This is a genomic window from Kitasatospora sp. LaBMicrA B282 (assembly GCF_050325825.1).
Classification (GTDB): Bacteria; Actinomycetota; Actinomycetes; order Streptomycetales; family Streptomycetaceae; genus Kitasatospora.
Window position 1 is genome coordinate 1 of the sequence record NZ_JBNQTI010000064.1, and the last position, 12042, is coordinate 12042.

Sequence of the window (12042 nt, forward strand, 5' to 3'; positions counted from 1 at the left end):
CGGTCGGCCCGCCGGCCACCCCGCGGCGACACGCCCGGGCTCGCGCGCAGCCCGCGCGCGAGCCCGGGCGAGCGCCCCAACCGGCCCGGCGCGCGGCCCCGCTGGAACGGCGCCCGAAGAATGCTGGAACGTGGTTCAGACCACACTGGAGCGCAAATGCCGAACCTAACGCTGTCACGGGCTCTTTGACCGCCGTTTCCCGGCCGGTGTATACGTTCCGCCGCCGGGCCAGGCATACTGGCTGGGTCGGGCGACCCCGTCCGGCCCAGCAACCGCGAGAAAACCGAAGGGACCGGTGGTCAGGGATGTTCCGCAACGGTCTGGAGCCCTGGCACATCCTGGTGGTGCTTGTGGTCCTCGTTCTCCTGTTCGGCTCCAAGAAGCTGCCGGAGATGGCCCGCGGCCTCGGCAAGTCGATGCGCATCCTCAAGGCCGAGACCAAGGCCATGCGCGAGGACGACGCACCTGCCGGCACGACCAGCTCGACGGTGGCCGAGGACCGGCCCGCGGTCGAGCCGATCAACGTCACCAAGGCCGAGGACGCCACCCGGACCAACACCACCGCCTGATCGGTCCCCGTACCGAGCCGGCCCCGCGCCGCTCGGTCCGGCCGAGCCCCTGATGAGCCGTCCTGCGACGGCCCGTCAGGGGCTTCGTCGTTTCACCCGCGGTGACGCCCTCGGGGGAGTCTCGACTGGCCATCCCTTTTGTCCTGGTATCTGCTGTTCTGACAGGGATACCGGAGGTGACGCGCGGATGGCTGGTCAGCCGCCGGAGGCGAGCCCGCGCGAGCGCCCGGAGCCGCAACGACGCCGGGCGCCAGGGCTGCGCTCGAGCCTCGCCGGACTGCTGATCGTGCTCGCCGCCCTGCTCACCCCGCTCGGCATCCTCTCCGTCTGGGTGGTGTCGCAGATCACCGACACCGACCGCTACCTGGCCACCGTCGCCCCGCTCGCCCACAACGCGGACGTCCAGGCCGGCGTCACCCAGCTGGTGAGCGACCGGATCGCCCAGCAGATCGAGCTCGGTTCGCTGATCGACGGACTGGCCCCCGGACTCGGCAACCTGCTCGGCCCGCTCACCGGCGTGCTCGACAACGGCGTGGCCGGCGTGGTCCGCAGTCAGGTGGCGCAGCTGGTCGACGGCCCCGCCTTCGCCGACCTCTGGCTCGACGTCAACCGCACCGCCCACGCCTCCCTGGTCCAGGGGCTGACCGGACACGGCGGGGGCGGCGCCGTGCGGATCTCCGGCGACACCGTCACCCTCGACCTCGCCCCGCTGATGGACCAGGTGAAGAACGCCCTGGCCGCGCACGGCCTGCCGATCGCCACCAAGCTGCCCGCCACGCACACCGACTACACCCTGGTCAGCTCACCCGCCGTGCACCGGGTGCGGACCGGCTTCCGGCTGCTCCAGGAGGCCGGCTACTGGCTGCCGGCCGGCGCGGCGGTGCTGGCCACCGCCGGGGTGCTGCTGGCCCGCCGCCGGCGCCGGGCGGTGGTGGGCGCGGCGCTCGGCTGCGCGGGCGGCGCCGTGCTGCTCGGCATCACGGTGACGGTCTTCCGCGGCAGCTACCTGGACGCGCTGCCCGACGCGGTCAGCCCGCCGGCCGCCGGCGCGGTCTACGACGCGCTGACCCGGTTCCTGACCGGCGGCGTCCGCGACGTGGTGCTGCTCGGCGTACTGGTCGCCCTGGGCGCCTGGCTCACCGGACCGGGGCAGTGGGCCCGGCCGGTGCGGCGGCACTGGCAGGCGGGGCTGGCCACGCTGCGCTGGGACAGCGGACGGCCCGGCGGCCTGCGCCACTTCGTGCACCGGCACAAGGCGCTGCTCGGCTGGGGCGCACTGCTCCTGGCCGCCGCCGGCCTGCTGGCCGCCGGCTACCCGACGGTGCTGGCGATGCTGGGGGTGGTCGGCGGGCTGCTGCTGGTGCTGGCCCTGCTCGAGGTGCTGGACGAACCCCCGCCCGGTCAGCCCCCACCCCCGGAAACCGACCCGACGCGGTAGGCGAAGCCCACCGCACTGCCGCAGGTGCCGGCCGCGCTCGAGGCCCTCGACGAACCCCAGCCCGGTCAGCCCCCGCCCCCACCCCCGCCGCCGCCGGAGACCAACCCCGCGCGGTAGGCGAAGCCCACCGCCTGGGCGCGGTCCCGGGCGCCGGTCTTCGCGTAGATCCGGTTGACGTGCGACTTCACGGTGGCCTGGCCGACGAAGAGACGGGCGGCGATCTCGGCGTTGGACAGGCCCTGCGCGATCAGCAGCAGCACCTCCCGCTCCCGCTCGGTCAACAGCTCCGCGCCGGGGCCCGGCGCCGCCGTCAGGCCGGCACCGGCGGGCTCGGCCAGCGCCGCGGCGATCAGGCGCTGCTGGACCACCGGGTCCAGGAAGACCTGGCCCGCGTGCACCGCCCGGATCCCGGCCTCGATCCGGTCCGAGTCGGCGTCCTTGGTCAGGTAGCCCTTGGCGCCCGCGCGCAGCGCCGGGAAGACCGAGGCGTCGTCGGCGTAGGTGGTCAGCACCAGCACCGGGGTGCCGGGCAGCTGCTCGGCGAGCGCGGCGGTGGCCGCGGTACCGTCCAGCACCGGCATCGACAGGTCCATCAGCACCACGTCGGGGCGCAGCTCCAGGGCCGCGGCCACCGCCCGGGCGCCGTCGGCGGCCAGCCCCACCACCGTCATGCCCTCGTTCAGCCCGACCAGCAGGGCCAGCCCCTCGCGGGTGACCCGCTGGTCGTCCGCGATCAGCACCCGGATCGCGGCACCCTGGACGTCCGGCCCGGTCACGCCGGCACCTCCATCTCGACCAGCCAGCCGGTCGGCGTCGGCCCGGCCGCCGCGGTGCCGCCGACCCGCTCGATCCGCTCGCGCATCCCGCGCAGCCCGTTGCCGCCGCCCCCGCGCGCCACGTCCGCTGCCTCCGCCCGTGCCCCCTCCGGCGCCGCGTCCGGCGCGTCGTTCGCCACGGTGAGCCGCACCAGCTCCGGCCCGTACGCCAGCAGCACCTCGGTGCGCGCGTCCCGGGCGTACCGGGCCGCGTTGGTCAGCGCCTCCTGCACCCCGCGGTAGAGCGCGAACTCGGCCTGCGGCTCCAGCCGGCGCACCTCCCCGGTGACCCGGAAGCCGACCGGGATCTCCAGGTCCCGGGCGCTGCGCTCGACCAGCGCACCGAGGTCGGCCAGCACCGGCAGCCTGTCGCCGCGCAGCGCACCGACCGCCTGGCGGGCCTCGTCCAGTCCGGACCGGGTCAGCTCGACCGAGCGGCCGATGACCTGCTGGAGCAGCGGCGCGACCTGCTCGCGCTCGGCCAGCTTGCGCGCCCCCTCCAGCTGGATCGCCAGCGCCGACAGCGACTGGGCCAGCACGTCGTGCAGCTCCCGGGCGATCCGGGCCCGCTCCGCGCCGGCCGCCGCCCGGGTCTCCGCCTCCCGGGCGTCCTCCAGCTCGGCCAGCAGCAGCTCGGTGCGCTCCTGGTTCTCCCGGCTGGTGCGCACCAGTTGGGCGGTGGCGCCGAGCACCACGCAGAGCAGCACCGCAGCGCTGACCGTGTCCAACGGATGGTGCACGGTCGTCGCCAGCAGCACGGCCATGACCAGGGTGCCGAGGCCGCCGACCACCAGCGCCGGACGCCGTTCCAGCCGCAGGAAGGCGATCATCACCGTGCCGGAGACCGGCAGCACGTTGAGCGTGCCGTCCGGCTCCAGGGCGGTGAGCGCCAGCGCCGGCACGCCGGTCAGCACGATCAGCAGCAGCCGGGTCCGGTCGGTGGGCTCCCGCCGGCCTGCGGAGGCCACCACCATCGCGGCGCAGTACCAGAGCAGGGCCAGGCTGACCAGCAGCCCGCGACCGGACGGGCCCGGCGGGTAGCCGCTGGTCCACGCGGAGACCGCCACGGCCACCAGCAACAGCCAGCCGAGCGAGCGCAGCCGGGCCACCTGCCCGCTGCGCCGCTCCTGCACCCGGGCCTGTGCCCGGGCCACCCGCTCGCTGACCACGGGCTGTTCGCTCACCATGGCCCGCAGCATAGGAACGAAGCCCGGGCGCTGGCCAGCCGCACCCCGCCGGCGGAGCAACTGGTGAACAACGACCCTCGGGGCTTCCCTCCACCTGGGCTGACGTGGCACGCTGCGCGCACCGGGAACCGGTCGCGTCGCCCGCCGCGTCCTCCGGGCGGCTCCGCACCGCTCCGGGCGGCTCCGGGCGCCTTCGAACCGGTCGACGGAGCATCAGAACGGACACCCTGGGGGGAACCGCGTGAGCAGCGAGATCTACTTCAGCAGCAACCACCGCGACCTGTGCGAACAGTACGGCACCGGCGCGGGCTTCCAGTTCGAGTTCAACTGCCAGCGCTGCTACGACGCCTGGCGCTCCCCGTTCGAGGCGTTCACCACCGGGCGGGCGGCCGGCTGGATCGGCAAGGGCGTCAGCGCTGCCTGGCGGGTGCTCGGCTCCGAGGCCGGCACCCTCAGCAACGCCGTCGACGGCCTGGCCGGCGCGGGCTGGGGACACGCCAGGGACGCCGCCTTCCAGCGCGCCATCACCGCGGCCGAGCACCACTTCCACCGCTGCGCCCGGTGCACCCAGCACGTCTGCGACCAGTGCTGGAACCCGCCCCAGGGGCTCTGCCAGACCTGCGCCCCGGACACCGCCGCCGAGGCCGAGGCGGCCCGCCGGCGCGGCCTCAACGACCAGGTGGCGGAGCGCGCCTACGCCGCCGGCCAGCAGGCGGGCGCGGCCTACGACGTGTCCGCCGAGCGGCAGTTGGTCTGTCCACAGTGCAAGGCCGAGACGCACGGCGGGGCCTTCTGCGCCGGCTGCGGCTACAAGCTCGCCGCCCCTGTGACCTGCGCGGGCTGCCGGCAGCCGGTGCCGGAGGGCGCCGCCTTCTGCCCGGGGTGCGGCACCCGCCAGTAACGGGCGGCGGGTGCCGGGTGGCGGGTGCCAACATCGACCAGGTGCCGAACCGGCGGCAGAGCACGGGTGTCTACACCGAGCTGGAACGCGCGGTGCTGGAGTACGCCGAAGCGATGACCGGGACCGAGCCCACCGTGACCGACGAGTTGGCCGCGCGCCCGGTCGCCGCCCTCGGCGAGCCGGCGTTCGTCGAACTCACCATGACGGTGGCCCTGGAGGACTTGCGCTCGCGGGTGAACAGCGCCTTCGGGCTGACCAGCCAGGGCTTCGCCGCCGCCTGCGCCGTCCGACCGCCGGCGGCACGGCCGACCACGGCCGCCTGAGGCGCCCGCCGGGCCACCGACCGACTTCCGGCGGGCGGTGGCCGGAAGTCGGACCGCGGCAGGGCCGTTGACCTGCACGGGCGCGGCCGCCGCGCCACCCCCTTCGCCACGCGAGCGCGGCCGGCCCGGTGCGCCCCTCCGCAGCCCGCTCGCCCATCTGACGGATAGTCAGAATGCCTTCAGGGCTGGTTGCGGCGACCGCGACACGCCTAGGCTGGATCCCCATCACCGCTGCTCCGGGGCGGGAGAGGAGGTCGGCCTTGCGCGTTGGGGAGCTGAGCCGGCGGACCGGGATACCGGTCCCCACGATCAAGTACTACTTGCGAGAGGGTCTGCTGCCACACGGCGAGCTGACCTGCCCGAACCAGGCCCAGTACGGTGAACGACACATCCGGCGGCTCAAGTTGCTGCGCGCCCTGCTGGAGGTGGGCGGCCTCTCCATCGCCGCCGCCCGCGAGGTGGTCGCCGAGGTCGACGCACCAGAGGTCTCACTGCACCAGACCCTGGGCGTCGCGCAGCGCGCGGTCACCCCGCCGTGCGTGGCCGCCGACGACCCCGACGATCCGGCCTGGGCCGACCCGGCCTGGCACGAGGCGATCGGCGCGGCCGACGCCTGGGTGGCTGGGCGCGGCTGGCGGGTACGGAAGGGCGGCCCGGCCAGCGCCTCGCTGGCCCAGCTCATCCGCACCCTCTCCGACCTGGGCCGGCTCGACCTGCTGGGCATCCTGGACGACTACGCCGCAGCCGCCGAGCGCCTGGCCGCGGCCGAACTGGACCTGGTCGGCCGCCGCGCCGACCCGGACGGCCAGGTGGAGAGCGCGGTCCTGGGCACCGTCCTGGGCGACGCCCTGCTGGCCACCATGCGCCGGCTCGCCCAGGAGGACGCCTCCCGCCGCGCCTTCGCCACCCGCGAGGCCTCCTGAGGGCGGCGCTCCCGGGACGGCCGGTTGCCGGTAGTCACCGGTAGTTGACGCTAGTTGCCGCCGTTGTCCCCGCCGTCGGCGCCGGTGGGGTCGGCGGTGGTCGCGGGGCCCGGCTGGTCGGTCGGCGCCGCGTTCGCGCCGCCCGCCTCGGTGTTCAGCTGGCCGATGATCGTGCCGAGCTGGTGCTGCCAGGCGCCGGCCACCTGCCCGTCCACGACGTGCTTCTTCGACAGGTCACGGACCTGCTTCTGCGCCGCCTTCAGCGCCTGCACCGCGTCCTGCGGCTTGCCGCCGGTCTCGGCCGCCAGCGCCACGTCCATGGTGTGCAGCAGCGGCGCCTGACGCTCCTTCGGCATCGCGGTGCCGGCCATCTCGGCGCGCAGCGCGGCGATCTCGGCCACCGGGGTGGCCGGGCTGGGCTTGGCCGAGGTGGCCGGGCCGGTGGGCGGGGTCGGCGCGCCGCCGACCGGCTGGGTCGAGGGGGGCGGTACGTCGTTGGCCGGGGCGGTGGCGGCCACCGGCTTGCCGCCGTGCTGCCCGTTCCCGGAGGAGGAGTTGCTCGCCAGCGCCAGCACCCCCACCAGCGCGACCACCGCCAGGCCGGCCCCGCCGAGCACCAGCGCCATGGTGCGCCGCGAGCGCCCGCCGCCACGCCGGTCGCCGGCCCCGTCACCGCCGTTCAGCTGCAGTCCGCCGAGCCCCCCGGTGCCGCCGGCGCCGCCGCCCGGGTACTCGGGCAGCGGCGCCATCACCGAGGTGGGCGCGGACCCGCCGGGGAACGGCCGCGGGTCGGCGGGTCCGCTCGCGGCGCTGCCCATCGGGAGCACGGTGGTGCGGTCCCCGTCGCCGGCGGCGAGCGGCGGCGTGGCCAGCAGCTCCGAGGTGCGGTCCACCGCGCCGGCCACCGGGACGGCCGCGAGCAGCTCGCCGCGGGCCGCGCCGGCGCCGGCCGGGCGGTTCGCCGGGCTCTTGGCCAGCAGCCGGGCCACCACGTGGTCGAGCGCCGGCGGCACCTCCGGGCGGCGCCGGCTGACCGGCGGGGCGTCCTCGCTGACCTGCTTGAAGGCGACCGCGACCGGCGTGTCGGCGGTGAACGGCGGCTCGCCGGTGAGCATCTCGGTGAGCACGCAGCCGAGCGCGTAGAGGTCGGCCCGTCCGTCCACCTCACCGGCGGTGGCCTGCTCGGGCGAGAGGTAGGCGGCGGTGCCCAGCACGGTCGCGGTCTGGGTGAGCTGCTGACCGCCGTCCGAGGCGCGGGCGATGCCGAAGTCGACGACCTTGACCCCGCCGTCGTCGGTGATCATCACGTTGGCGGGCTTGATGTCGCGGTGCACCAGGCCGGCCGCGTGCGCGACCTCCAGCGCCTCGCAGACCGCCGCGGCGATCCCGACCGCGCGCTCCACCGGCAGCGGCCCCTGCTCGGCGATCTCCGAGCCGAGCGAGCGGCCGCGGATCAGCTCCATCACGATGTACGGCGAGCCCTGGTCCATGCCCGAGTCGAAGACCATCGCGATCCGCGGGTGCACCAGCATCGCGGCGTGCTGCGCCTCGCGGCTGAACCGCTCGGCGAACCTCGGGTCCTCCGCCAGGCCACCGTTGAGCACCTTGACCGCCACCTGGCGGCCGAGCACCCGGTCCGTACCGAGGTACACGGTGGCCATGCCACCCGCCCCGAGGGTGCCGACCAGTTCATAACGGCCGTTCAGTGCTCGTCCGATCACTGGTCCTGCTCCTCACACTCCGTCGGTCGGGCACCCGCGCGCCCGGCACCCGCGCCATGATCCGGCATCATCGTGACGCGGCACCGCTCGGGGCACCGCCGAGGGTAGCGGTGCGCCCCCTCGGCGGGCAGTCCAGCGGGCGGTCCAGCAGCCGGAACGGCCACCGGCGGCCCGCCAGCGACTGCTAGCGTGCTGCACCCGGTGAGTGTGGACGCGGGTTCGCGCCGCCCGGTTGCCGACCGCCGGGAGAGCGCCACCCACCGAGCCGCGGCGCCCCAGCGAGGAGCGTGATCCGATGCCCGCCGCCACCGACCCCACCGGCACCGACCCCGCCGGCATCGACCCCGCCGGCACCGGCCCGCTGTTGGAGGCGACGGACGTCGCGGTCGTGCGCACCGGTCGCCACCTGCTGCGCGACGTCTCGCTGACCATCCGGCCCGGCGAGCACTGGGCGGTGCTCGGCCCCAACGGCGCGGGCAAGAGCACCCTGCTGGGCCTGCTCGGCGCGGTCTCCCACCCCACCCGCGGGACCGTGCGGGTGCTGGGCCGGCAGCTGGGCCGGGTGGACGTCCGCGAACTGCGCGCCCACCTGGGGCACGTCAACCCGCGGCACCCGCTGCGCTCCCCGCTGTCCGTGCGCGAGGTGGTGCTGACCGGCCTGACCAACTCCATCGAGCCCGACCTGCACCGCAAGCCGGCCCCCGAGCAACTCGACCACGCCGAGCAGTTGCTCGCCACCCTCGGCATGTCCCGCCGGGCCGAGGCCACCTGGGACACCCTGTCCCAGGGCGAGCGCGGCCGCACCCTGATCGCCCGCGCGCTGATGCCCCAGCCACGCCTGCTGCTGCTCGACGAGCCCGCCACCGGGCTCGACCTGACGGCCCGTGAGGTGCTGCTGGCCGGCCTGGACGAGCTGCGCGGGCGGCACCCGGGGCTGGCCAGCGTGCTGGTCACGCACCACCTGGAGGAGCTGCCGAGCAGCACCACGCACGCGCTGCTGCTGCGCGAGGGCGAGGTGGTCGGCAGCGGGCCGGTCCTGGAGACGATCACCACCGAGCTGGTCAGCGCCTGCTTCGACCACCCGATCGTGATCACCCGGGCGGACGGCCGCTGGGCGGCCCGCGCCGCGCGCCCGGCGGCGCCGGCGCTGTAGTCCGCCGGGAGCGGCGCCGGAGGCACACCGCACCCCCGCCGCAGCCACGCCGCACCCGCACCGCACCCGCGCTCCGGCCGCGCCCGACGCCCGCCCGACGCCCCGCTCCCGACCGCGGCGACCTGCCGGAACACCCCCGGGCCGCGACGGCAGTCCGCCGCGCCGCCATCCGGCCGTTCGGGCGGCATGATCCGCTCCACCGGGTGCCACTTGCTGCGCGGTCTCTGGCCAACCAGGTTGCGCGGCCGTAACTTACCGGCCAGTTCCCCATTTTCCGGCGCACCCCCACGCGCCGTTCGTGTACCTCCCACCCCACCCGGAGGACAGTCATGCCCGGAACGTCCCGGCGCTTCCGCCTGCCCGGAAGCACCCCGCTCCCCCACAGCCACTCCCACACCACCGCCACCACCCGCCCCCGCCCCCGCCGGCTCGCCGCCCTCGCTGCGGGTGCGCTGCTCTGCGCGGGGCTGGCCGGCGCCGCCACCCCGGCGCAGGCCACCACCCGCAGCGGCACCGACCCGATCTCCGCCGCCCAGGCCCTGGCCGCCCCCGGCGTGCCCGGCGCCAACGACTGGTCCTGCCACCCGAGTGCGGCCCACCCGCGCCCGGTGGTGCTGGTCCACGGCACCTTCGCCAACGGCTCGGTCAACTGGCTCACCGTCGCCCCGGCGCTGGCCGCCGACGGCTACTGCGTCTACGCGCTGACCTACGGCGCCCAGCCCGGCGTCCCGGTGCTGCGCGCGATCGGCCCGGTCGCCGAGTCGGCCGCCCAGCTGTCCACCTTCGTGGACGGCGTGCTGGCCGCCACCGGCGCCGGCCAGGTGGACGTCGTCGGCCACAGCCAGGGCGGCATGATGCCGCGCTGGTACCTGAAGTTCGACGGCGGCGCGGCCAAGGTGCACACCCTGGTCGGGCTCTCGCCGAGCAACCACGGCACCACGTTGGACGGCCTGACCGTGCTGGCCCAGTCCTTCCCCGGCGCCCAGGCGCTGGTCGCCTCCGCCTGCCCGGCCTGCGCCGACCAGGAGGTGGGCTCGGCGATGCTGGCCCAGCTCAACGCGGGCGGCGACACCCTGCCGGGGGTCCACTACACGGTGATCGCCACCGAGGACGACGAGGTGGTCACCCCGTACACCTCGCAGTTCCTCAGCGGCCCGAACGTGGAGAACGTCACGGTCCAGCAGCTCTGCCCGGCCAACCACCCCGACCACGTGCTGATGGCGGTCGACCCGGTGGTGCTGCACGAGATCCGGCACGCGCTCGACCCGGCGGACGTCGGCGAGGCGAACTGCCTCTCGAACCTGACCGGGTGAGCCGGCTCCGGGCCGGCCGTGCCCCGCTCCCGCGCCGGCGGGTGCGGGCGCGGCCGGCCCGGACCCGCCGGGTGGCCGGCCCTCACCGAGTAACCGGCGCTCACCGGGTGCCGCGCACCGCCGCCACGACCTCCGCCACCGCGTACCCGGCCACCAGGCACCCCGCCACCGGATCCGCCCACCACCAGCCGAGCGCGCCGTTCAGCAGCAGCCCGACCAGCACGGCGGCCGCGGGCAGGGCGCCGACCAGGGTGGCCCGCCCCTCGGCGCGCAGCACCGGGTTGTCCAGCGCCCGCCCGGTGCGGGCCTTGCCAACGGCCAGCAGCCCCAGCACGGCGACGGTGGCGGCGCTCCAGGCGATGCCGAGCGGCGAGTGGTGCGGGTGGAACCGGACGGCCAGCACCAGGCCGGCCTGCACCGGCAGGTAGAGCGCCAGCAACGCGAAGCCGGCACCGACCAGCCGCAGCGCGAGCCGCTGGCGGGCCTTCCCGGTGCCGGTCAGCTCCCAGAGCACCACGGTCGAGGCGCCGACCTCCAGCAGCGAGTCCAGCCCGAGGCCGGCCAGCGCCACCGAGCGGGCGGTGAGGGCGGCCATCGCCAGGGCCACCACGCCGAGCGCGTACCACCCGAGGGTGACGGCTTCGAGCACGACGCCCCGGCGGAGCAGGGCCGTGCGGGAGATCTCGCGGACGGTCGGCACCGCGGAAGTCTGCCAGGGCGACCGGCCGACCCGCCAGAACCATCCGCCCCGGCGTCCCCCGCTCGGGGGAGTCCGGCACACCGGTCGCGCCCGGCTCACACTCCCGCTCGAAAGCTCCCGCTCTAAGGCTTCACTCCCGCAGGAGAGCCCTCACTCCCGCACGAACCGCCGATCCGCCGCCCCGACCAGCTGCCGCGGGCCGGCCGAGCGGAGCACCACGTCCAGCACCCCCGCCATATCCGCCGCGTAACTGTGCGCGAACCAGGGCATGTTGGCCTCCACCACGGCCCACCGCTCACTCCCCCGGTCCGGGTCCTGGAGCAGGCCCACGTCGACCACCACGCCGCTCGGCAGCGTGTCGGCCACCGCCGCCAGCAGCTCGGCGGCGAAGAACCGGACCCCCGCCGCGGCCGGGTCGGCGTCCAGCGGCGCGACGTCCAGCCGGCCGTACCGGGCGTAGCGGCTGCCGGCCGCGATCCGGCCGTCCAGCACGAAGAGCCGGTACTCGACAGCGAAGGTCACCACCTCGGAGACCAGCACCGGCGTGTCCGGCGCGATCCGCTCGCCGCCGCGCGGCAGCCGGGAGCCGTCCTGGTACACCGCGGCCGGGAACTGCTTGTCGCTGGGCGGCTTGACGAAGACCGGCCGCCGCGCCGCCCGCGCCTCGCAGAGGGTGGTCAGCTCGATCCGCCGCCCGGTGAACTCCGCGGGCAGCTCGGCGAGCCACGCGTCCGACGGCTCCAGCAGTGCGAGCCCGAGCGCGCGGTCGAGCCGCCGGGCGGCGAGCGGGCCGCCGTACCAGTGCACGGCGCGCCCGGGCAGCGCGGCGTGCTCGGCGCCGCCCTGCACGGCGTGCGCCAGCCCGCGGTCGGCCGCGGCCGCGACCAGCAGCTGCCGGGTGGTCGACTCCTGCGCGGAGGTGAGCAGTACCGCCGGTCCCCCGGTCATGGCCCCCGGTTCCTCTCCGTTCGATGGGGTGGACCCCCAAGGAGTACCCCG

Annotated in this window: 12 protein-coding genes; 7 read left to right on the plus strand and 5 right to left on the minus strand. The window is 75.9% G+C overall.

What is annotated here, in order from left to right; genetic code table 11:
* Positions 1 to 305: 305 nt before the first annotated feature.
* Complete coding sequence (tatA, locus tag ACQRUO_RS19270) at positions 306 to 569, plus strand: Sec-independent protein translocase subunit TatA (RefSeq protein WP_428317204.1); 264 nt, start codon at positions 306 to 308, stop codon at positions 567 to 569.
* Between the two features lie 187 nt (positions 570 to 756).
* A complete protein-coding gene (locus tag ACQRUO_RS19275; protein WP_428317205.1) occupies positions 757 to 2007 on the plus strand; it encodes a hypothetical protein in 1251 nt (416 codons plus the stop codon).
* A 65-nt stretch (positions 2008 to 2072) separates the two neighbouring features.
* On the opposite strand, the gene ACQRUO_RS19280 is transcribed toward ACQRUO_RS19275, so the two are convergent.
* Both ACQRUO_RS19280 and ACQRUO_RS19285 read right to left on the minus strand, forming a co-directional pair.
* The gene (locus ACQRUO_RS19280) at positions 2073 to 2783 is read right to left on the minus strand and encodes a response regulator (RefSeq protein ID WP_428317206.1); all 711 of its coding nucleotides are present in this window, start codon (positions 2781 to 2783) and stop codon (positions 2073 to 2075) included.
* Positions 2780 to 4009 (minus strand): sensor histidine kinase, encoded by a 1230-nt coding sequence (locus ACQRUO_RS19285; RefSeq protein ID WP_428317207.1) that lies wholly within the window; start codon positions 4007 to 4009, stop codon positions 2780 to 2782. Before ACQRUO_RS19285 ends, ACQRUO_RS19280 begins: the two co-directional genes overlap by 4 nt.
* A gap of 241 nt (positions 4010 to 4250) precedes the next feature.
* On the opposite strand from ACQRUO_RS19285, the gene ACQRUO_RS19290 reads away from it, so the two are divergent.
* From ACQRUO_RS19290 to ACQRUO_RS19300, 3 genes are all read left to right on the plus strand, one after another.
* Positions 4251 to 4910, plus strand: coding sequence for a double zinc ribbon domain-containing protein (locus ACQRUO_RS19290; protein WP_428317208.1), 660 nt, complete (start codon positions 4251 to 4253; stop codon positions 4908 to 4910).
* 17 nt (positions 4911 to 4927) lie between these two features.
* The gene (locus tag ACQRUO_RS19295) at positions 4928 to 5233 is read left to right on the plus strand and encodes a carboxymuconolactone decarboxylase family protein (protein WP_428317209.1); all 306 of its coding nucleotides are present in this window, start codon (positions 4928 to 4930) and stop codon (positions 5231 to 5233) included.
* 260 nt (positions 5234 to 5493) lie between these two features.
* Positions 5494 to 6156 (plus strand): MerR family transcriptional regulator, encoded by a 663-nt coding sequence (locus ACQRUO_RS19300; RefSeq protein ID WP_428317210.1) that lies wholly within the window; start codon positions 5494 to 5496, stop codon positions 6154 to 6156.
* 50 nt (positions 6157 to 6206) lie between these two features.
* Here the strand turns inward: ACQRUO_RS19300 and ACQRUO_RS19305 are convergent, their stop codons facing one another.
* Entirely contained in the window at positions 6207 to 7877 is a 1671-nt protein-coding gene (locus tag ACQRUO_RS19305) for a protein kinase domain-containing protein (RefSeq protein WP_428317211.1), read from the minus strand.
* A 295-nt stretch (positions 7878 to 8172) separates the two neighbouring features.
* Between ACQRUO_RS19305 and ACQRUO_RS19310 the strand changes: the two genes are divergently transcribed.
* Both ACQRUO_RS19310 and ACQRUO_RS19315 read left to right on the plus strand, forming a co-directional pair.
* Positions 8173 to 9030 (plus strand): ABC transporter ATP-binding protein, encoded by an 858-nt coding sequence (locus ACQRUO_RS19310; protein WP_428317212.1) that lies wholly within the window; start codon positions 8173 to 8175, stop codon positions 9028 to 9030.
* 329 nt (positions 9031 to 9359) lie between these two features.
* A complete protein-coding gene (locus ACQRUO_RS19315) occupies positions 9360 to 10343 on the plus strand; it encodes an esterase/lipase family protein (protein ID WP_428317213.1) in 984 nt (327 codons plus the stop codon).
* Between the two features lie 100 nt (positions 10344 to 10443).
* Here the strand turns inward: ACQRUO_RS19315 and ACQRUO_RS19320 are convergent, their stop codons facing one another.
* Both ACQRUO_RS19320 and ACQRUO_RS19325 read right to left on the minus strand, forming a co-directional pair.
* Positions 10444 to 11043: a cation transporter gene (locus ACQRUO_RS19320; RefSeq protein ID WP_428317214.1), complete on the minus strand. Its 600-nt coding sequence runs from the start codon at positions 11041 to 11043 to the stop codon at positions 10444 to 10446.
* Between the two features lie 150 nt (positions 11044 to 11193).
* Positions 11194 to 11991: an ATP-grasp domain-containing protein gene (locus ACQRUO_RS19325; RefSeq protein WP_428317215.1), complete on the minus strand. Its 798-nt coding sequence runs from the start codon at positions 11989 to 11991 to the stop codon at positions 11194 to 11196.
* Between the last annotated feature and the right edge of the window lie 51 nt (positions 11992 to 12042).

Coding starts and splice junctions, on each gene's coding strand:
- tatA (WP_428317204.1), top strand. CDS start 306: ATGTTCCGCAACGGTCTGGAGCCCTGGCACATCCTGGTGGTGCTTGTG.
- ACQRUO_RS19275 (WP_428317205.1), top strand. CDS start 757: ATGGCTGGTCAGCCGCCGGAGGCGAGCCCGCGCGAGCGCCCGGAGCCG.
- ACQRUO_RS19285 (WP_428317207.1), bottom strand. CDS start 4,009: ATGGTGAGCGAACAGCCCGTGGTCAGCGAGCGGGTGGCCCGGGCACAG.
- ACQRUO_RS19310 (WP_428317212.1), top strand. CDS start 8,173: ATGCCCGCCGCCACCGACCCCACCGGCACCGACCCCGCCGGCATCGAC.
- ACQRUO_RS19315 (WP_428317213.1), top strand. CDS start 9,360: ATGCCCGGAACGTCCCGGCGCTTCCGCCTGCCCGGAAGCACCCCGCTC.
- ACQRUO_RS19325 (WP_428317215.1), bottom strand. CDS start 11,991: ATGACCGGGGGACCGGCGGTACTGCTCACCTCCGCGCAGGAGTCGACC.